Source organism: Scytonema sp. PCC 10023, from assembly GCF_963920835.1.
GTDB lineage: Bacteria > Cyanobacteriota > Cyanobacteriia > Cyanobacteriales > Nostocaceae > Kalymmatonema.
In genome coordinates, this window is the sequence record NZ_CAWUDP010000145.1 from 1 (window position 1) to 19,311 (window position 19,311).

The 19,311-nt window shown below is 44.7% G+C and carries 16 protein-coding genes and 1 tRNA gene; 6 read left to right on the plus strand and 11 right to left on the minus strand.

Features of this window, described 5'->3' with window-relative positions; translation table 11 throughout:
* The 3 genes from ACM0OZ_RS43890 to ACM0OZ_RS43900 form a co-directional block, all read right to left on the minus strand.
* Nucleotides 1-2,896: filamentous hemagglutinin N-terminal domain-containing protein (locus tag ACM0OZ_RS43890; protein ID WP_414589184.1), on the minus strand; the 2,896-nt coding region annotated here is incomplete at its 3' end.
* 294 nt (nucleotides 2,897-3,190) lie between these two features.
* Nucleotides 3,191-3,979 (minus strand): DUF928 domain-containing protein, encoded by a 789-nt coding sequence (locus ACM0OZ_RS43895; RefSeq protein ID WP_414589185.1) that lies wholly within the window; start codon nucleotides 3,977-3,979, stop codon nucleotides 3,191-3,193.
* A 369-nt stretch (nucleotides 3,980-4,348) separates the two neighbouring features.
* The gene (locus ACM0OZ_RS43900) at nucleotides 4,349-5,584 is read right to left on the minus strand and encodes an RNA-guided endonuclease InsQ/TnpB family protein (RefSeq protein WP_414589186.1); all 1,236 of its coding nucleotides are present in this window, start codon (nucleotides 5,582-5,584) and stop codon (nucleotides 4,349-4,351) included.
* Nucleotides 5,585-5,656: 72 nt separating this feature from the next.
* Here ACM0OZ_RS43900 and ACM0OZ_RS43905 point away from each other — a divergent pair, with 72 nt between their 5' ends.
* Nucleotides 5,657-5,812 carry a hypothetical protein gene (locus ACM0OZ_RS43905; RefSeq protein WP_414589187.1) on the plus strand — a complete coding sequence of 52 codons (156 nt, stop codon included), beginning with the start codon at nucleotides 5,657-5,659 and terminating at the stop codon, nucleotides 5,810-5,812.
* A gap of 150 nt (nucleotides 5,813-5,962) precedes the next feature.
* On the opposite strand, the gene ACM0OZ_RS43910 is transcribed toward ACM0OZ_RS43905, so the two are convergent.
* Entirely contained in the window at nucleotides 5,963-8,677 is a 2,715-nt protein-coding gene (locus ACM0OZ_RS43910) for a CHAT domain-containing protein (RefSeq protein ID WP_414589188.1), read from the minus strand.
* A gap of 675 nt (nucleotides 8,678-9,352) precedes the next feature.
* Nucleotides 9,353-9,853, minus strand: a complete 501-nt coding sequence (moaC, locus tag ACM0OZ_RS43915) for a cyclic pyranopterin monophosphate synthase MoaC (RefSeq protein ID WP_414589189.1) — start codon at nucleotides 9,851-9,853, stop codon at nucleotides 9,353-9,355.
* 34 nt (nucleotides 9,854-9,887) lie between these two features.
* On the opposite strand from moaC, the gene ACM0OZ_RS43920 reads away from it, so the two are divergent.
* Nucleotides 9,888-9,961, plus strand: a tRNA-Arg gene (locus ACM0OZ_RS43920).
* 98 nt (nucleotides 9,962-10,059) lie between these two features.
* Here the strand turns inward: ACM0OZ_RS43920 and ACM0OZ_RS43925 are convergent.
* The 3 genes from ACM0OZ_RS43925 to ACM0OZ_RS43935 all read right to left on the minus strand — a co-directional run bounded on the left by ACM0OZ_RS43925 (nucleotide 10,060) and on the right by ACM0OZ_RS43935 (nucleotide 12,250).
* Nucleotides 10,060-11,283 carry an MFS transporter gene (locus tag ACM0OZ_RS43925; protein ID WP_414589190.1) on the minus strand — a complete coding sequence of 408 codons (1,224 nt, stop codon included), beginning with the start codon at nucleotides 11,281-11,283 and terminating at the stop codon, nucleotides 10,060-10,062.
* A gap of 334 nt (nucleotides 11,284-11,617) precedes the next feature.
* A complete protein-coding gene (locus tag ACM0OZ_RS43930) occupies nucleotides 11,618-11,977 on the minus strand; it encodes a winged helix-turn-helix transcriptional regulator (RefSeq protein ID WP_414589191.1) in 360 nt (119 codons plus the stop codon).
* 69 nt (nucleotides 11,978-12,046) lie between these two features.
* Nucleotides 12,047-12,250: a hypothetical protein gene (locus ACM0OZ_RS43935; protein WP_414589192.1), complete on the minus strand. Its 204-nt coding sequence runs from the start codon at nucleotides 12,248-12,250 to the stop codon at nucleotides 12,047-12,049.
* Nucleotides 12,251-12,294: 44 nt separating this feature from the next.
* Here ACM0OZ_RS43935 and scyF point away from each other — a divergent pair, with 44 nt between their 5' ends.
* Nucleotides 12,295-13,422, plus strand: coding sequence for a scytonemin biosynthesis PEP-CTERM protein ScyF (gene scyF / locus ACM0OZ_RS43940; RefSeq protein ID WP_414589193.1), 1,128 nt, complete (start codon nucleotides 12,295-12,297; stop codon nucleotides 13,420-13,422).
* Nucleotides 13,423-13,664: 242 nt separating this feature from the next.
* Here the strand turns inward: scyF and ACM0OZ_RS43945 are convergent, their stop codons facing one another.
* Together ACM0OZ_RS43945 and ACM0OZ_RS43950 are read right to left on the minus strand one after the other, a co-directional pair.
* Entirely contained in the window at nucleotides 13,665-14,681 is a 1,017-nt protein-coding gene (locus tag ACM0OZ_RS43945) for a glycosyltransferase family 2 protein (RefSeq protein ID WP_414589194.1), read from the minus strand.
* 15 nt (nucleotides 14,682-14,696) lie between these two features.
* On the minus strand, nucleotides 14,697-15,464 hold the full coding sequence (locus ACM0OZ_RS43950) for an NlpC/P60 family protein (protein ID WP_414589196.1): 768 nt from the start codon (nucleotides 15,462-15,464) through the stop codon (nucleotides 14,697-14,699).
* Nucleotides 15,465-15,476: 12 nt separating this feature from the next.
* Here ACM0OZ_RS43950 and ACM0OZ_RS43955 point away from each other — a divergent pair, with 12 nt between their 5' ends.
* Nucleotides 15,477-16,418, plus strand: a complete 942-nt coding sequence (locus tag ACM0OZ_RS43955; protein ID WP_414589197.1) for a serine hydrolase — start codon at nucleotides 15,477-15,479, stop codon at nucleotides 16,416-16,418.
* 420 nt (nucleotides 16,419-16,838) lie between these two features.
* Complete coding sequence (locus ACM0OZ_RS43960) at nucleotides 16,839-17,897, plus strand: glycosyltransferase family 2 protein (RefSeq protein ID WP_414589198.1); 1,059 nt, start codon at nucleotides 16,839-16,841, stop codon at nucleotides 17,895-17,897.
* A gap of 108 nt (nucleotides 17,898-18,005) precedes the next feature.
* On the opposite strand, the gene ACM0OZ_RS43965 is transcribed toward ACM0OZ_RS43960, so the two are convergent.
* The gene (locus ACM0OZ_RS43965; RefSeq protein WP_414589200.1) at nucleotides 18,006-18,215 is read right to left on the minus strand and encodes a hypothetical protein; all 210 of its coding nucleotides are present in this window, start codon (nucleotides 18,213-18,215) and stop codon (nucleotides 18,006-18,008) included.
* A gap of 47 nt (nucleotides 18,216-18,262) precedes the next feature.
* Here ACM0OZ_RS43965 and ACM0OZ_RS43970 point away from each other — a divergent pair, with 47 nt between their 5' ends.
* Entirely contained in the window at nucleotides 18,263-19,261 is a 999-nt protein-coding gene (locus ACM0OZ_RS43970) for an RNA-guided endonuclease InsQ/TnpB family protein (RefSeq protein WP_414589201.1), read from the plus strand.
* Nucleotides 19,262-19,311: the final 50 nt, after the last annotated feature.

Here is a 19,311-nt window from a genome sequence, read left to right on the forward strand (position 1 = left end):
CATCTTTTGTGCCATCAAAAGACACAGTATCTCGGGCAATAATCGTGATATTGCCCGCATCCCCTTTTCCAAGAGTGCTGGCACTGAGTCGAGCGCCATTGGTGAGTGAGAGTGAGCCAGTGCTGATGCTGATGTCACCTCCTTTGCCCTCCCCTCCACGTTCCACACTGCTGAATGCAGCACTGGGGAATCCATCTTTTGTGCCATCAAAAGACACAGTATCTCGGGCAATAATCGTGATATTGCCTGCATCCCCTTTGCCAAGAGTGCTGGTAATGAGTCGAGCGCCATTGGTGAGTGAGAGTGAGCCAGTGGTGATGCTGATGTCACCTCCTTTGCCCTCCCTTCCAGTTGCCACACTGCTGAGTGCAAGACTGGAAAATCCATCTTTTCTGCCATCAAAAGACACAGTATCTCGGGCATTAATCGTGATATCGCCCGCATCCCCTTTTCCAAAAGTGCTGGCATTGAGTTGAGCGCCATTGGTGACAAAGAGTGAGCCAGCACTGATGCTGATGTCACCTCCTTTGCCCTCCCCTCCAGTTGCCACACTGCTGAATGCAGCACTGGAAAATCCATCTTTTGTGCCATCAAAAGACACAGTATCTCGGGCATCAATGCTGATTTTGCCTGCATCCCCTTTGCCAAGAGTGCTGGTAATGAGTCGAGCGCCATTGGTGACAGAAAGTGAGCCAGCACTGATGCTGATGCCACCAGAGTTACCTACCCCTCCAGTTTCCACTGTGCTCAATGCAGCACTGGAAAATCCATCTTTTGTGCCATCAAAAGACACGGTATCTCGGGCATTAATGGTAATATTGCCTGCATCCCCTTTGCCAAGAGTGCTGGCAACTAGTTGAGCGCCATTGGTGACAGAAAGTGAGCCAGCACTGATGCTGATGCCACCAGAATTACCTACCCCTCCAGTTTCCACTGTGCTCAATGCAGCACTGGAAAATCCATCTTTTGTGCCATCAAAAGACACGGTATCTCGGGCATTAATGGTAATATTGCCTGCATCCCCTTTGCCAAGAGTGCTGGCACTGAGTCGAGCGCCATTGGTGAGTGAGAGTGAGCCAGTGGTGATGAAGATGTCACCTGCGTTACCTACCCCTCCAGTTTCCACTGTGCTCAATGCAGCACTGCCGAATCCATCTTTTCTGCCATCAAAAGACACAGTATCTCGGGCAATAATCGTGATTTTGCCCGCATCCCCTTTTCCAACAGTGTTGGCAATGAGTTGAGCGCCATTGGTGAGTGAGAGTGAGCCAGTGGTGATAAAGATGTCACCTGCTTTGCCCTCCCCTCCACGTCCCACACTGCTGGCTGCAGCACTGGGGATTCCATCTTTTCTGCCATCAAAAGACACAGTATCTCGGGCAATAATCGTGATTTTGCCCGCATCCCCTTTTCCAACAGTGTTGGCAATGAGTTGAGCGCCATTGGTGAGTGAGAGTGAGCCAGTGGTGATAAAGATGTCACCTGCTTTGCCCTCCCCTCCACGTCCCACACTGCTGGCTGCAGCACTGGGGAATCCATCTTTTGTGCCATCAAAAGACACAGTATCTCGGGCAATAATCGTGATTTTGCCCGCATCCCCTTTTCCAACAGTGTTGGCAATGAGTTGAGCGCCATTGGTGAGTGAGAGTGAGCCAGTGGTGATAAAGATGTCACCTGCTTTGCCCTCCCCTCCACGTCCCACACTGCTGGCTGCAGCACTGGGGAATCCATCTTTTGTGCCATCAAAAGACACAGTATCTCGGGCAATAATCGTGATTTTGCCCGCATCCCCTTTTCCAAGAGTGCTAGCAGAGAGTCGAGCGCCATTGGTGACAGACAGTGAGCCAGTGGTGATGCTGATATCTCCTGAGTTTCCGATTGCCTGAGGTACCACAGCATTAGTAATGAAGCTCTCATCCTTAAGATTAACTGCTCCTTGTGCATTAACCTCAATATTTCCTGCCTTGCTATTCACCGAACCCAAACCTGCTGCTATCCCTGCCCTTAGGGTACTTTCTCCTGCAAGCTCAAAATTACGAGCATTAATCGCAATAGTGCCTCCGCCCCTAGCAAGCACATTTACTTGAGCGCCATTGGTAAGTAATACATCACTTCGCTCCACCCCATCAGGGAAACTCAAACTGAGATTACTGCCATCTCCATTCAATCCAACTGTTCCCGCACCTGCTAATCCTCCCAACTCCACTCGACCACCAAAAGCAAACAGTCCTCCACCATCCATGCTGACGTTACCGCCAACCAACAGCAAACTCTGACCATCAGGGACACGTAAACCCTTTGCAGTGAATCTTCCTGATGGATCTAATGCAAAATTTGCGACTCCAGAATTTGCAACTGAGTTATTTTGGATACGTGCGGCAGCAATTTGATTAAACAGTAAAGCGGAAGGATTGACCGTCAACAACTCAGAGGGAGCTTCGGGGGTAGTAGCGCTGAACAAGCCTTCGTTACCAAATTGAATGGCATTGGCAGTCGTTCCCAAAAACGAACCACCAATATCTAGTCGAGCATTGGGACCAAAGATAATCCCATTGGGATTTATCAGAAATAAGTTTGCTGTGCCATTAGCTTTAATCAACCCATCAATATTGGAGAGATTATTACCCGTCACACGGGTGAGAATATTCCTAATTTCGGCGGCGTTGTTGAAAAATGCCTCACCGCCTGTAAGTACAGAAAATTCACGAAAGCTATGAAATAAATTCGTCCCTCTAACCGTGCCCCCCTCAATTTTGCTAGTGTTTCCTTGTTGGATAACACTGGAGTTCACCGGGAGAGTGTTATCGGGAATGATTTGAGCAGTAGCGGAGTTGCCAACAACCAGACAACCAAGGGTGAGACAGGTGAGCCAAACTTGGAGAGCAAGTGGTTTCATTGTTATCTCAGGTAGATATTAACAGGACTTCTGCCATTGCAAAAGCCTACTAGTCTGTCAACCCAAAATTGACGGGTGAAGACAGACGGGGGGACGCGGTGATACAAAGACGCCGAGATTTCTTTGTGTATTCTTAATTAGGTGTCAGCAAAATCAACTTCTGCACTTTCTAAGTAAGTAGGCGAGAAAAAATCAAACTATGTAAAGAAAAGTAAAGCTTGAAAACTAGCTCGTAGTAGGCGCTTTAGCGCTAAAGCGCTTACTACATACCTTTAATTATTTACACTGACCTACTTAGTTCTTTAAGGGAGCAGAAGACACTGCATCTAAACCCACTGACTGCAACAAATCTTTCCAAGCTGTTGTCAATTCTGCATTCTGCGGCTGTGATTGGCGTAAAGAAGCCAAATCCGCTGCTGCTTCTTGCCATATCCCAGCTTTGGCATACAAGGCAACTCGGTCTATAGGTTGTGCTTTGTTTAGTTGACTCGCGAGTTCTGCATTTGGTTGGACTCGCCGGACGACTCCCTCAGCAAACGGGTCTCTTGGTCCTGCTGGCTGACAAACCATTGATACCACCCATTTGTAATCCTGACCAATTGCCAGTTGTGGTGCAGTGGTTGGCAATTTGAAGCTGACAATGCCTGGAGTTCCCTTTAAGTCCTGCTTTGTCTTATAGATACCCTCACCTTGTTGATTTTCTAAGGTAAACACCACCGATGATGCAGAAGTTTGAGCCACATACGCAAGAAAAGTTGGGTGAGGGGACACCGTTAACCCCAATTTTGAGGAAGTTGGTACCAGGAGAGTCAGAAACTGATCAGTTGTTTTTCTGTCTAAGGTTTGGCTGACAGTTTTTCTATCCTGCGGGCATTTGTCATTGTCGCGCCTACCTCCACCTATAGTCACTTTCGGTGCAGGTTGATCGGGAGGAGGGTCAAAGGTGACTCTGCGCTTTTTGGCTGGAGATGGAGTAGTTTGTTGTGGATTAGCTGCTTGTACGTCAGTAAACACGCTTAAAGAGACAGCCAATGGTATTGTAAAAACGAGTGCCAACCCTCGATGTAACTGTGCCCTAGTCATAGTGATAACTCTCCTATAAAGGGAAGTTCTTGACTGGTTTTATACAAAAGATCCAGTTATCTTAGACTCGTACCATACTTTTGCTTAATTGTCTTTGATGAAACTATAGCAATCCTATTTCATTTGTGAAAATTGAGTTCTTCAGAACCCCGACTTCTTAAAGAAGTCGGGGTTCTTGTTTTTTCACAAATCATTTAGGACTGCTATATAGATTTGAAGAAATAGTAAATCTTAAGTTTGTGAAAGCCACAGACCCCCGACTTCTTAAAGAAGTCGGGGGTCTTGTTGCTTACAAATGATTTAGGATTGGGATATAGATTTTAATAAATATTTTTGCCGTAACGCACCGAATTGACACTCCCCTGGCTATCAAAACATCGCTGTCGCTCGTTTTGATGTAAAGCCAGGGGATTCTACATTCTTCCTCGCCACTTGCTCAAGCAGGCTTTCACCAACTAGAGTAGAGGTCGCGAGTCCTGTAGCGTTACTTCGGTTGTGTCCCAACCTAGCTTGTCGTGCAAGATTCAAAATATTTATTGCTGCATTGACATCTCTTTGTATCTCGCATCTACAACTACACTTATGCGTACGAGTTGAAAGAGATTTTTTCACAATTGCACCGCAATCCGAACACTTTTGAGATGTCATTCGAGGATTGACAGCTACAACTGTAGTACCGAACTTAACAGCAAAATATTCTAGCCAACGACGAAATAGACTCCAAGCCACATCATTGATAGACTTGGCAAGACAATGATTCTTCACCATGCCTTTCACGTTCAAGTTTTCATAGGCGACAAAGGCGTTAGCCTTGCACAAGTTACGCGCGACTCTCTTCGCGTGTTCATTCCTCTGCCTATTTACTCTCAAATGTTTCTTTGCATATCTCTGTCTTGCTTTGCGTCGTTGGTTCTTTCCTTTCTGTTTCTTATATATTTGACGTTGAGCGTGCTTGATAGCTTTTTCTGCTTTTTTTAAAAACCTTGGGTTCTCCTCATGATACCCATTGGAATCAGAATAGAAAAACTCAAGACCAACATCAAGACCGATTTCACCATTACCTGTTCTTTGTTCAGGTTTAATCTCAATGTCAACTGCAAACTGGCAGTAGTAACCGTCAGCTTTTCTAACTAACCGAACTCGTTTGATTGACTTGACTGGATAGGTGTGAATATCCCACTTACCTAACAGCTTAACTTCACCAATACCTTTCTTATCAGTAAAGGTGATACGTCGTTTTGTGGGATGCAGTGACCACCCGCTAGTCTTGTATTCAACTGAGCGGTTATCTTTTTGAAAGCGTGGGAAACCTTTTTTCCCTGATTTTTTAGACTTGCAATTGTCATAGAATCTGGCAATAGATAGCCAGGCTCTTTCAGTTGCAGACTGACAAGCCATTGAATTTAAGTCTTTAACAAATCCGAATTCTTTTCGCAGTCCTGTAGAGTAATTATTTAGAGCAATCTTGTCTACTTTTTGCTCTTTTGGTGTATCCATCCAAAGTCTAATAGCTTTGTTGCGAATGAACTGAGTAGTTCTTATCGCTTCATCAATTGCTTGATACTGCTGTTGCTTACCCTTTACTTTGTACTCTAAAACCAGCACTGCGTTATCACCTCCTTGTTTTACTCAATTGAATCTATGTTAACATGAATGTGTTGCTATTGTGTCACAGTAATGCCAAAAAAAGAATTACATATTAGGATTACAGAGCGTAGAATGAATAAGCTACGCCTATATGCGGCTCAAAAAGATAAAACAATTACTCAAATAGTTGAAGACTTGCTTGATACTTTACCCGAACCACAAAAAGAAAGCATCACGGCAGGCTAAAGCCTGCGTCGTGGCTTTCATCCCTGGGCTGAAGCCGCAGGGTTTTCAGCCTACATTCTTATAAATGGTGCGTTGCGCTGCGCTCTAACACACCCTACAAAGTTAAGATTTACTGATAACTGATAACTGATAACTGATAACTGGTAACTGTTAAAGCCAATTACCTACCAGTACAAAACCTGCCCAATAGAAGGGATGCTTGTATCCAGGTTGTTTCAAAAGCTTCAGTTGCGCTTGTCGCAGGGCTTCTGCTTTCGTTGTCTGCGAGTTAGCTAATTGACGGTAAAATTCTGCCATAAAATCGGCAGTAGATTTATCTTCTACAGACCACAGAGTCCCGAGAGTACTACGCGCACCAGAACGCACTGCCACACCTGCTAGTCCCAGCGCTGCACGTTTATCACCCTCGGCGGTTTGACAGGCACTGAAAACCAGCAACTCAATTGGAGTTGGTGTACTTTGTTCTCTAGTTCTGAGTACTTCTCCCAACTGTTTCACGTCTAACCGACCATCCCAAGTGAGAATGTATGTGTCAGCAGCGTTGGAACTAAATTGACCGTGGGTTGCCAAATGCACAACTTGGAACGGGTTAGCACGGATTTGTTTTTGAATAGCGGCGCTGGTAAATGTTTGATTCAGTAAGACTTGTGCCGGAATTTCTGACTTGATTTCGCTCACTTCTGACTCGACACCAGGTAGGGAGGCAAAGCCTTGAGTTGACTGACTCACTCCAGCAACCAGAACTTTGATTTGCTGGCGTTGTAGAGGTTGTGGTGCCAGAAGTTGCAGTCCGGGAGTGAGGGCAATACTATATTTTTCTAGCAAATATCGTTGACCGTCGTGCAGTGCGACCATTGGCAGATTTTTCAGCGAGCCATCGAGAATAAATGCTAGCGTTTTAATTTTACTAGCTTGCAAATCAGCTTCCGCAGGTCGGACTATCAAATCGTAAACTTTTTGGGCAATGGGCAAACGTTCTTCTGTCAAGGAAGTGCGTGAGAGAGAAGCTTGCATTTGCTCAACAATTTGTTCAAGTTGCTCCTGGGGAATGGGTGTCGTGTAGTGACGCAGCGGTTGATTTGGTAGCGAGAGGATAACTTCTAGGCGATCGCGTAGAATTATTGGATAGATAACTGCTGCTTGGGGATCAATCTTACTAACTTGAACTGATTGCCCTGTTAAGCAAGCTTCACGAAAGTAATTATCCAATTCTGCAATTTGCAACGACTCAATCACGTTCAGGGCTTTTGCCAGATTTGCCTGACTCACCTGCTGTAGAGCCTTTGACTGGTTTGGTGACGGTTGTTGCAGCAGTAAGCTGACTAACTCACGATAAACTGGTTCAACGCTTTCTCTAAAGGAAAACTGCAGTTCAAAACTGCCAGCCACTAAGTCATTACGGATGGCTTGCAGGGTATCAACAGCTTCAGTGTAAGCTGCGATCGCTTCCTTCAATTTCCCCTCAGCCACAAGTATCCGCCCAAGTTGCCAAGACAAGCGATAAGTGATATCAGGAGCATTAGTTGCTTGCGCCAGCATTAATGTCCTTTCAGTCAGTTTACGCGCTTCTGTCCATTGCTGAGTTTGTTCGTACAATTCCCCCAAGTAACCAAGAGCATAAGCTTCTGCTCGCTTATCGCCAAGCTCTTGCGCTTGCTTTCCTGCTACCGCTAGAATTTGAGCAGCCTCAGACAAGCGTGAAGTTTTGTCTTTACCCTCACTTTTTACTTTAATCAAACTTTGAACAAAGTTAACTCGTGCTGCCACTGCGGTGCGGCTGGGAGGTATACTCTCTAAAGATTGTTGAATTTCGGGTATCAGTGTTTCAGCAGCAGCCCATTGTTCTGTATCTACCAGCAGCCGCAGTTGGTTGAGTTGTGCCTGTATCTTGGTTTTCGGGCTGGTGGCTGTCGCTATTGCTTGTTGATAGTAATTTAGAGCTTCTTTATTATCTTGTTTTGCGCGAGTGATATTACCCAAACTTAGCAAAGCCAGTGTGATATCATCTTTTGACTGTAATTTCTGAGCAATGCCTAAACTTTGCTTTACCACTGCTTCAGATTTGCTCAAGTCACCGTTCACCCGCAAAGTATTACCTAAATTCAGCAAGCCAGCTGCTTTGAGTAGTGAGTCTGGTTCCGCTTGCAGGGTTTTGTTCACCTGTTCTAAAGTTTTCTGCGCACGGGAGTACAGCCCTAATACTCTCAAAGCCTGGGTTTGATTGATTAAACTACGAATGACTCCTTTTTTATCCTTGGCTTTTTGATAAGTCTCAGTCGCTTGAAGCCAAGTGTTGAGTGCTTTTTCAGCTTGTCCTTGAGCCAGTTCTAAACTCCCCTGAATGTTTAAGGCATCAGCCAGGAGATTTGGAATAGAATTTTCTCCATCTTTCCCCTTTGCTTCCTTCAGCAAAGCTATACTCTGGGCGATCGCCGCCTTTGCTTGAGTCCACTGTCCTAACTGCTGGTATCCCAGAGCAACATTACTCAGCACAACAGCCTGACGGACGCGATCGCCCTGTTTTGTAAACAAATCTAAAGCTTGTTGCCAGAGTGCGATCGCAGCAGCAAATTGTCCCGTTTGGTATTTTACTTTACCTGCTTGTACTAACTGAGACGGCTCATTAACTAGGGACTGAACAAGTGAAAGATTTGCGACAACAGAACTGGCTTGCGGTATCTGTGCTATTGCTGCCCAACCCCCAAAACCCGTCCCCAATATCAATACCAGAACGCAAGCCCCTAACCCAATAGCAAAATTACGGTGAATCACATAGGAACGTCGTTGCCTTACGGTTCTACTTTCCCATCGCCTAGTGCGCAGATGCTTAAGTAACTTTTTAAACTGTGCCTGTAGACTTTGCAAGGCTCACTATCTGCTACACAGAACAAGACTAAACTTGTTTAAAGTTTATCATTCAACTAAAGTTTTCTTTAGAGGGTCTGCTTCCCGCTTCATTCAAGGGAGTCGGCTCCTTCTTGTCCACGGGCGTAAAGAAAGGATGTAGCCCATCCTATTTATCAAAAGTTTATGAGCTTTGAAGCTTTTAGCCACTTTAAACCGCTATTTTCAGCAAATTTAACAAATCGTGGACTTGACCTTTGACCTTTTTACAGGCTTGCTAGTAATGACCGCGACTATGGTTTACAAACCATTTTTTTTCGCCTTGGTTTTCGGCATTAAATTAATTTTACAACACAAAGTCAAAAAAACTTACTCATATTGAAGAGATACAAGTAATTAATAATGTTTTTAGCTATTTAATTTAGCTTTTTGCGACACCTGGAGTATGATACTAACTCAATCACCGAATCATTGCAATTGCCACCTTTGGCGTTGGTTCTTTCAAACAAGACTCAGCTAGGTTATGACTCAATACGGTTCAGATAAGACCACAACCGTTATCAGGAACAGAATGTAGAGACGCGACGCCAGAGCCGGCACGAGGGAGACCCTCCTGCAGCGCTGGCTCGCCATGGCGCGTCTCTACACACGTGATTTTTGACACAACAACCTTAACTGAACCGTATTGGGTTATGACTAGGTCTGGTAATCTCCTGATTTTCCGCCAGTTTTACTAACCAACCTAATTGATTCTATTTGAATCGACTTTTCCAAAGCTTTAGCCATATCGTACAACGTCAGGGCGGCAACAGAAACAGCGGTTAAGGCTTCCATTTCGACTCCAGTTTCAGCTTTGGTTCTGACTGTTGCTTGAATTTGATAACCAGGTAATTGTGGATCAGGTGTAACTTGGACTTCAATTTTTTGCAATGGTAAAGGATGACACAGAGGAATCAAAGAAGCTGTATGTTTGGCTGCCATAATCCCAGCTATTCTTGCAGTTGCCAATACATCCCCTTTGGGACTATTCCCTGCTTGAATAGCGGCGAAGGTTTCTGATAACATCCTGACTCTGGCTGCGGCTACTGCTTGGCGAACAGTGGAGGTTTTTCCAGATACATCCACCATCTGAGCTTGACCCTGATTATCCAGATGGCTTAAGTTAGCAGATAAAATTTCAGAATTTTCTTGCATCATTTGGAAAGGGTGTGCTAATATTGAATTCTGGTAAGGGCGTGTAGCTCAGTGGACTAGAGCACGTGGCTACGGACCACGGTGTCGGGGGTTCGAATCCCTCCTCGCCCGTTTTTATAGAAAGCAAAAGCCTGTTAACGTAAGCCTGTCCCTATCGGGACATAGCTTCTGGTAAAGCGAAGTAATTTCCCGTATTTACATTTTAGTCTCTAGGTATCTTTCAAGGCATAAGCATCTTGACCGCGACCGAGAGCAAAGCGTACAGAACTGGGTAAATCTTTGCTGGACAACGTCAGAAAGATGAAAATACTTAAGAACGTCAAACCAGCAGTTAGACCAAACATATTTCTATAGCCAATATATTCGGCAACAAAACCAAGAACAGGACCTGCGATCGCAATCCCGACATCCATTCCCATCAGACATATAGCAAATATCTGTCCCCGTTCATAAGGCTGCGCTCGATCCACCATCATAGCCGCAATCATGGGAATCAGAGTGCCAGAAGCAGCCCCTTCAATAATTGCTGCAACCAAGAAAGCTGCGGAACTGTTGGCGAGCCACAGAAGTGACATTGACAGGGTGTAAAAAACTAAACTGAGGGTAATAAACAAACCACGACCAAGGCGATCGCTTGCCTTTCCAGTGAACAGCCGTACAGCAAAACTGGCAACTGCTCCTACTGTATAAAACAACCCTGGGTTCAAGTTTACCCCAGTTGATTTGATAAACAATGGCACAAAGGTGTGTAAAGCACCAAAAGCCAAACCAACCAGCAACATGATTATGGCTGGAGTTCTCACCCTGGGGCTACTCACAATTCGCCAAAATTGACTGTTCCTAGTATCACCTTGTTGTCTTGCTACTGGTGGGTTAACGATTGCCAAAATTCCCAAAAACGCCACAAAAGCCAATTCAGCGGTGATCAAAAATAAAATCTGGTCACCAACCCCAGCTTGCAAAAATCCGCCTAAAGCTGGTCCAATTGCTACCCCAATTGGATTGACCAAACTCATGTAGCCAATGATTTCACCCCGCTTTTCCAAGGGAGCAATGTCCGCCACCAACGCATTGAAACCAGTAGTAAAAGCAGCGATACTGATACCATGAAAGACACGCAGCAGTATCAGCAGGGGAATAGATTTGATCGACAAGTAGCCAAGGGGTGCGACAGCAGCCACCAGCGTACCGATAAGTAACACAATTTTGCGACCCCGTCGATCCGCCAAGCGTCCCAACCAAGGGCGAAATAACAACAGTCCGATGGCAAAACTGCCTAGCACAATCCCAATTTGCTGCTTTGTTGCCCCCACAGACTCAATGTACAGTGGTAGCGTTGGCAATAACGAAGCCAAGCTGGACCAGAATAATAAACCTGCCGCAAATAAAACCAGCAGGTTGTTTCGCAATTGGGTATCTATTGTGCGAGACATATTCACAGCAGATGCAAGTTAATGTGAGCTTTGTTTAACCTTTTACCAGTAAATACAATTAAATACAATGATGGCTCTTTCTAAAGTGATACCTAACCCAGCGGATTTCTACGCTTATTTGTGAATTTTAGTAAAATATATTACTAAATCCTCTATGTACTGTAGTCTGAGAAACCGTTGTGTAACAGAGCAGTTGTATTTAATTTATAAACTTGACTTGTGAACAACGAACCCCAGAGAACACAGAGGAAAAAAACTTAGAAAATTTGACAGCTCAATTAAGATGGCTATGTACGACCCTTAATGAACAGCTCAGGGTCAAATGTAGCATTTGTTATTTTCCTGGCGCTGGTAGCCCGATTTCAGAATGTTCCGGTAAATACCATTTGTGGGCGATCGCCGCCAGTTGATCTAACACTACGATTAGGTCTTGTGCTTTTTCGGTTAAACCGTAAGTCACTTGAGGTGGGATTGTTGGCTCATAATCGCGATAAATTATTTCTGCCTCCTCAAGCATTCGTAATCTCTCAGTGAGAACTTTTGACGAAATACCTTCTATCTGGCGTTTTAGCGCACCAAAGCGCGTGGGTCCTTGCTGGCGCAAAATCCAAAGAATGTAGAACGTCCAAGGTCCACCTAGTAGATTTAATAACGTGCCCACAGGGCAACTGGCAGGTTGTTTAAACAGAGTCATAGTTTCTTGGTAGTGTCGTGGTTACTTGAAAGTACCTACTTTACATTTTTAACTAGTAACTTATAGTAACTAATAGAAGGATACAAGTCCTCCACCTTGCTTTGTTGCCTGCAACATACCCTGATATTCTCGGTTAGAAGCTTGTGAGCCAAGGGAATCACAAGCCAAACACTGAATATCCAAAGCATTAAGATTTACCAATAAATAAGCAAATTCACTAAAACTCCACAGCGACAAGCTGAAGGAGTCGTTCGATTGCGCGTTGATCAGCACTGTTATGCCAGGGCGTGAAATTTACACAACTAGGAGTTAAACACATGAAATTCGTAAAAAATTTGTCAATCGCTATTGTCAGTGCTGGATTCATGGTTTTGGCAGCCGCTGCTCAAGCCAAGTCGGTAAGCTTAGAATACGACCGTAGTCTTGGCAGCCCTGGCACCGAACCTGGACAGATTCTTCTACCTCAAGGCATAGATGTGCAGGCAGGAACTGGGTATATTTTTATCAGTGATTCTGCTAATAATCGTGTTTCAGTATTTGACCAAAACAGTAACTTTGTTAAAACCATTGGCAGCTTAGGCACCGGAGCAGGGCAGTTCAGTGGGACAGCGGATCTTGCATTCGACAAGCTGACTGGGAACCTTTATGTGGATGATGTTTATAATAGCGAAATTGATGTTTTCGATGCTGATGGGAACTATCTGAAATCCTTTGGCTCATTTGGTCCTCAAGTTGAGGGTAGACCGTTCTATGGACCAGGAGGCGTCGCATTCGATGCCGTAGGAAATTTTTATGTAGCTGATTATACTCTTGATGCTATCAAGGTATACGATAGAGACGGTAACCTAATCAAAACAATTGGTAGCTCTGGCACTGGAGCGGGACAGTTTCAGGGACCCTCGGGTTTATCAATCTCTGAAAAATCTGGAAATATCTACGTAACCGATCAACTCAACAACCGCTTTCAAGTATTAGATCCTCAAGGTAATCCTCTGTTGGTCGTTGGCGGGGAAGCGGGTAGCGGACGCGGGCAGTTAAATGGACCAGTTGCGATAGAGGTGGACGACGAAGAGAATATCTATGTGGGTGACACTCTCAACAACCGTATCCAGGTATTCGATAAAAACGGTAATTATCTGACTGAATTTGGCACAGGTGTTCCCAACGCCCAGCCAGAACCGCTTGCACCAGGAGCATCGTTACCCGAACCAGGGCAGTTTAATTGGACTGTGGGCGCACACTACAATGATGGGAAACTTTATGTCAGTGACTTCTACAACAGTCGTGTGCAAGTGTTGAACGTCAAAGGAGGCAGAACCTCAGTGCCAGAACCGACACCAGTGTTAGGTTTGGGCTTGCTCGGACTTGGGGTTGCTGTTCAATTGCGGAAAAGGCAGCAAAAGGCAGTTATGAGTTTAGGCGAACTTGACAAGACTGCTGTTTAGTGTTTTTTTTAAACAGCAAGTTGACATTAGACCTCTTGCGCGAATCAAATTATAGCGGTTCTCAATTGAATACATTGCAGTTCTAATTTTATTGTGGGACAGGTGTCCTCACCTGTCCTCTAGATTAGGGCGGCTCACCTCTCCTCTAGATTAGGGCGGGCAAGATGCCCACCCCACAAGAGCTATATTGCATACAACACCAGAACCGCTATATATTTAGCGCTATTCGTACAAGAAGTCTATTAGTTTACACTTTTTGTGACGACCACCTCACGGACACGATAGATGGGGCGTCCTTGGGATTCATGATAAGTACGCATCAGCAACTCTGCCAATAGACCAAAGCAAAACAACTGTACGCCTGTCACTAGCAACAGAACTGCTAAAATCAGCAGAGGGCGATCGCCAATGTCCTGATGAAAAGCAAATTTGACAAAAGTCAAGTAAATTCCAATAGCCCCACCTGAAGCCATGGAAATCAACCCCCACAGCCCAAAAACGTGCATCGGGCGTGTGAGGAACTTTTTCATAAACAAAATCGTTAACAAATCCATCAACACTCGGAACGTCCGCCATATCCCATACTTGCTGCGACCAAAGCGACGGGCATGGTGACGCACGGGCATTTCTGTAATTCTTGCTCCTTCAATATATGCTAGAGCTGGAAGAAAGCGATGCAGTTCTCCATAAAGGTTCATATCTGCCACCAGTTCCGCGCGGTATGCCTTGAGTGAACAACCATAGTCATGAATATTGACGCTCGTGGTTCGCCTAATTAACCAGTTGGCAATTTTGGAAGGGAGTAACCGATTCAAAGCACCGTCTTGTCTGTTTTTCCGCCAACCACTCACCAAATCGTAGCCTTCCTCCAGCTTTGCCAACAGCATAGGTATATCTGCAGGGTCGTTTTGGAGGTCAGCATCCAAAGTGACGATCGCTTTACCTAGGGCATAGTTAAACCCAGCAGCCATCGCCGCAGTTTGACCGTAGTTGCGACGCAAAATCACCGCTTTTAAATCATTACGGATTTGCGCTTGTTCTTTAAGAAACTGTGCTGAACCATCTTTGGAACCATCATCCACACAGATGATTTCATAAGTTAAGTCGGTAGTAGATAATGTGGATGCGATCGCCTCCAGCAAATGAGGCAAACTTTCCACTTCATTATGCACCGGCACCACGACCGAAACATCCGGGACAACCAATGATATCGGCTCATTTTGTCCAGCAAGCCCATTAGAAACCAGTCCAGTCCTCATATTCCTCTCTTGTCCTCAGCGTCTTTGAGGTTCGTAACTCTTGACCACTCTTCCAGCACCGCGCAGTTGCTGGTAATATGACTGACTGATCTCATCTTCTTGTTCCGAAAGAGAGTCAATGGCAATGCCATTACGCCCCTTATCTTTCCCTGAACTATGGATGTAGCAGCCATTCGCTAAATAGAGCCCCACATGAGTTGCTTTTTGGAAGCCAAAGAACACGAGATCACCTGGTTGTAATTCTGTAATAGCAATCGGTTGGCTGAAAGCTTCCTGCTGATAGGCATCTCTGGGTATGCGAATACCCACCGACGCGAACGCCGCTTGCATGAGTCCCGAACAGTCGTAATTTGGTCCTACTGTACCACCCCAAAGGTAATAATTTGATTGTTGCATAGCTTTTTGGGTAAAGGCTATCACCTCTGGCAATCGTTTTTTAATCTCAGATTCAGAAAATGTTTTCGCTTTATAAGGTACAGTGCATGGTTGTAACAAACTGAAATCTGAAAGCGACAGCCATCCTGGATAGTCATCCTCACACAAACACACCTGTACAGACGCACCGCCAGTCGCCTGGTGGGTCGGGAAAGCCGTCATTCGCGCTGGCTCGCCACCTCTCGTCTCTACATCCTGATAGTTTGATGTCACCCACAAATGTCGCCCAGTTGCAGCTTGAGTTGCTAATCGCTCACAACTGGGAGAATCATATATGTTCAGGTCAGCTAGGCACTGGTACTCACCCGATTTGAAATTTTGTATTTTGAATTCTAGATTAGAGGACATCTTTGAACAACAATGAATTTCTTCAATAAAGACGAACAACTTGAAAATCTTGGTAATGGCATTTTAGAAGCAACTTGGGCAGCATTTCCAACTTTAGCCCGCAACCAAATTGCTTTGACTTGGATTGTCTATGATCCCCCTGTACTCGTAAACACGGGTGGCGCTTTAACTCCAGATGCTTTTTGGAACCACCCAGTCCGTGGTTTCAGTTACCGTGGAGTGGAACGAATTTATCCCGCGAGTGTGGTGAAGCTGTTTTACTTAGTAGCAGTTAATGAGTGGCTGGAGAAAGGCATGATTTCCACTTCAAAGGAGTTGGAAAGAGCCATGCGCGATATGATTGTTGATTCCAGCAATGATGCGACCAGTTTAGTTATAGATATCCTTAGTGGAACCACTTCCGGACCAGAATTATCACCAGGACCATTTGAAACCTGGAAGCAGCAGCGCAATATCGTTAACCGCTATTACCAGTCTCTGGGGTGGTCGGATATGGAAACGATAAATGTTTGCCAAAAAACCTGGTGTGATGGACCTTATGGACGCGAACGGGCTTTTGTGGGAGAGTTGCTAGATAACCGCAATATGCTGACGACAAATGCTACCGCTAGATTGCTACACAGTATTGTTGGTGGTGTGGCGGTGTCGAGTGGGCGATCGCAAGCGATGATGACTTTGATGAAACGCAGTCTTCAGCCGGATGATTTGCCAAAAGATGTTGAAGAAGACCAAGTGACAGGCTTTTTGGGTGGTGCGCTTCCCAAAGAAGCACAAATTTGGTCTAAGGCAGGTTGGACCAGTCAAGTTCGCCATGACGCTGCGTATATAGAAATACCAGATAAGCGTCCTTATCTCTTAGTCGTATTTACTGAGGGCAAAGGGAATGCTAAAAACCGCGATATTTTGCCGTTGGTCTCGCAGCTCGTTGCTGAAGCGGTTGGAAAATTAGGTTAGTTGCTTGATCAACATATGAACGGGGAGCTTGTATGAGTGGCTCCTCGACCACAACAGTATAAGAATTTTAGTATAAGGGTTTTTTGCTAATTCTTCTTAAAAAATTCTATTTTTTAAGAAGAATTACGGTTCATCAAAAGTGTATGTAAATCTTTTAACTTGTGAAGATTAAACAAAAGAAATATCAAATAATTAGTAATAAATTTGACTTTTGAAAGACCCAAACTAGCTGTTAAATAGAAACCATCATTGTTGTAGTGGTTATATCGATTACTTGCCTGTTGAATAAACCTGGGATAAAAGGTTTTGGGATTGCAGGTGCTAGCTTTTGCTAGCTTTAGGTCGGATACTAAATAAGGCGCAAGCCTGGTTGCAAAAAGCAACGCTTATGCGTTTAAAAACAGCTTAAAATTAGGGGACATGATGGTTAAGGTGCCAGTAAGCATTATCATTAATAACTACAACTACAGTCAGTTTCTGGGTGAAGCAATTGATAGTGCCTTAAGCCAGACATACGTAAATACCGAAGTTATTGTGGTGGATGATGGTTCCACTGACAATTCCCAAGAAATTATCACTAGCTACGGTACGCAAATTGTTCCTTTACTAAAGAATAATGGTGGGCAAGCATCGGCGCTCAATGCAGGTTTTGAAGTAAGCCGTGGGGAAATTGTCATTTTTTTGGATGCAGATGATTATCTCTTTCCTCATGCAGTTGAGCGAGTGATTGCAGCCTGGGAACCCAATGTGTCAAATGTGCAGTATCGTTTGGAGTTGGTTGACGCTCAAAAAAAGTTTATAGATACCCTACCACGCCCGGAAATCCATCTGGATAGCGGTGACGTATTACCGATTTTGCTGAAAAAGGGAAGATACAATTGTTTGGTAACGAGCGGTAATGCTTTTAGTCGAGCTGCGTTATCTAAAATCCTGCCCATACCCGAAGCTGACTACCGTATTTCTGCCGATGGTTATCTAGTGACTCTCATACCCTTTTATGGTGAGATTGTTTCTATAGAAGAACCTTTAGGAGGATACCGTCAACATGGTAGTAATTTGTGGTCAATAAGCGAGGGAGTGACAAGTGAGAGATTTATTAAGTCAATAAAACATGACTTTCTGAAATATAAAGTTTTGCGTGATAAGGCTACTGAGTTAGGATACGAAGTCGCCGAAGATTTAGGCTTGTGTGATTACTTTCATCTGCAAGAGCGATTAACTTCTTTGCGCCTAGATCCGCAAAATCATCCGGTTCCCTTGGATTCGCAACTTATTTTAGCTTACAAAGGTTTTTTGGCTGTTTGGAAAGATTCTGATTTCTCTAAGAAAAGAAAGCTCATTTTGAGTACTTGGTTCCTTTGGGTTGGGTTAATGCCCCAGGCGTTAGCCAAACCAGCCATTACCTGGTTGTTTGCTCCTCAATCGCGCCCCAAAGCCATAGGTTCGCTACTAAAAAAAATTCGCTCGCTGACGACTTGAGAGGAAACAGCAGTTTAACTAATTCCGCGAAATTCCCCATCCGCCATGCGGTGGGGATGGTGTTTCGGGGCAAAAGCGAGGTATACCCCTCCAAGAGGGTTAGCGTAGCTAATCGTTTTGGAGGGTAACCGAGTTTTTACCTATCTCCGCCCTAGCCCAACGTTCAATGAACTCACTGACACTAACGTCTTGTTGATGCGCCAACTCATTAAGCGCCTCCCACGCTATATCGGTAAGACATATCCCGTGTTTACGCTTTTTCTGTGTGTAAAAAATCGGTACATCCCTTAAACCTTTTTTTCCTTTTCTTGTTGACATATTTAGCTATTACGACTAAGCTAGGCATAGTTTAGCAAAAGAAGGAGGTGAGTAATACATGGCAGTTCGTAGACAGACATTTCGTCTTTATCCAAGCAAAACGCAAGAAATTAAGTTACTTCAAGCAAGACGAGATCATGCCTACTTATACAACGCCTGTATTGCTCACCGTAAGTACGAATGGAGAGCGAATTGCAAATCAGTTTCGTATTTGGAACAGCAGAATTGCTTGCCTGCTTACAAAAAAGAGTGGGAAGAGGCATGCTTACCTTCACTCTCAAGCGTTGCAGGCTACGGTAAAACGGGTTGACTTAGCGTACAACGCTTTCTTCCAAGGATTACGTAAACTGCCTAAATTCAAGTCAATCCGCAAGTTTTCAGGTTGGACTTACCCTGCCACTTCGGGATGGAAAGCAAATACGTCAGGGAAACATGGCAGCGTAAACCTCAACGACCTTGGTATCAAAATAAAAATGCGAGGTCAGGCTAAACAGTGGGGAAAGCCAACCACGCTTACCATTGTGTATAAGCCTGGTTTGAAACAGTGGTTTGCATCTTTTACTGTTGAGATTCTCGATATTGCCGCAAAGTTTGGTTCTCATTCTGAGTTGGCGTACAACTCAATTGTTGCCTTTGATTTGGGATGTGAGACAGCTATCACAACATATAGCGGGAAAAATATTGAGCAAGTATCCAATCCGCGCTTCACTCAGAGGACTGAAGCGAAAATAAAAAAGGCATCTAAAGAATTACGACGCAAGCAAGCCCCAAATCGGAATAAAAAAATTAAGGCATCTCGACGTTGGAAGAAGGCGAACAAACGTGTGCAAGGGCTGCAACGCAAAGCTGGGGCACAACGCCGAGATTGGCAGCACAAAGTTACGTCAGAGATTGCAAGTCGTTATGACATCGGCGTAACAGAGCAACTTAACACGAAGGGAATGACGAGAAAGGCAAAGCGCGGTAGCAAACGTAAGAAACAAAAAGCAGGACTCAATAAATCCATTCTCTCAGTCGGGTTTGGTACTCTCAACAAGATGCTATAGCCATAGCCATCTTCATTAGGACGCAGCTTGCTTGAGAACGACTTCGATGG

Coding starts and splice junctions, on each gene's coding strand:
- ACM0OZ_RS43895 (WP_414589185.1), bottom strand. CDS start 3,979: ATGACTAGGGCACAGTTACATCGAGGGTTGGCACTCGTTTTTACAATA.
- ACM0OZ_RS43905 (WP_414589187.1), top strand. CDS start 5,657: ATGCCAAAAAAAGAATTACATATTAGGATTACAGAGCGTAGAATGAAT.
- moaC (WP_414589189.1), bottom strand. CDS start 9,853: ATGATGCAAGAAAATTCTGAAATTTTATCTGCTAACTTAAGCCATCTG.
- ACM0OZ_RS43925 (WP_414589190.1), bottom strand. CDS start 11,283: ATGTCTCGCACAATAGATACCCAATTGCGAAACAACCTGCTGGTTTTA.
- ACM0OZ_RS43930 (WP_414589191.1), bottom strand. CDS start 11,977: ATGACTCTGTTTAAACAACCTGCCAGTTGCCCTGTGGGCACGTTATTA.
- scyF (WP_414589193.1), top strand. CDS start 12,295: ATGAAATTCGTAAAAAATTTGTCAATCGCTATTGTCAGTGCTGGATTC.
- ACM0OZ_RS43945 (WP_414589194.1), bottom strand. CDS start 14,681: ATGAGGACTGGACTGGTTTCTAATGGGCTTGCTGGACAAAATGAGCCG.
- ACM0OZ_RS43950 (WP_414589196.1), bottom strand. CDS start 15,464: ATGTCCTCTAATCTAGAATTCAAAATACAAAATTTCAAATCGGGTGAG.
- ACM0OZ_RS43955 (WP_414589197.1), top strand. CDS start 15,477: ATGAATTTCTTCAATAAAGACGAACAACTTGAAAATCTTGGTAATGGC.
- ACM0OZ_RS43960 (WP_414589198.1), top strand. CDS start 16,839: ATGATGGTTAAGGTGCCAGTAAGCATTATCATTAATAACTACAACTAC.
- ACM0OZ_RS43965 (WP_414589200.1), bottom strand. CDS start 18,215: ATGTCAACAAGAAAAGGAAAAAAAGGTTTAAGGGATGTACCGATTTTT.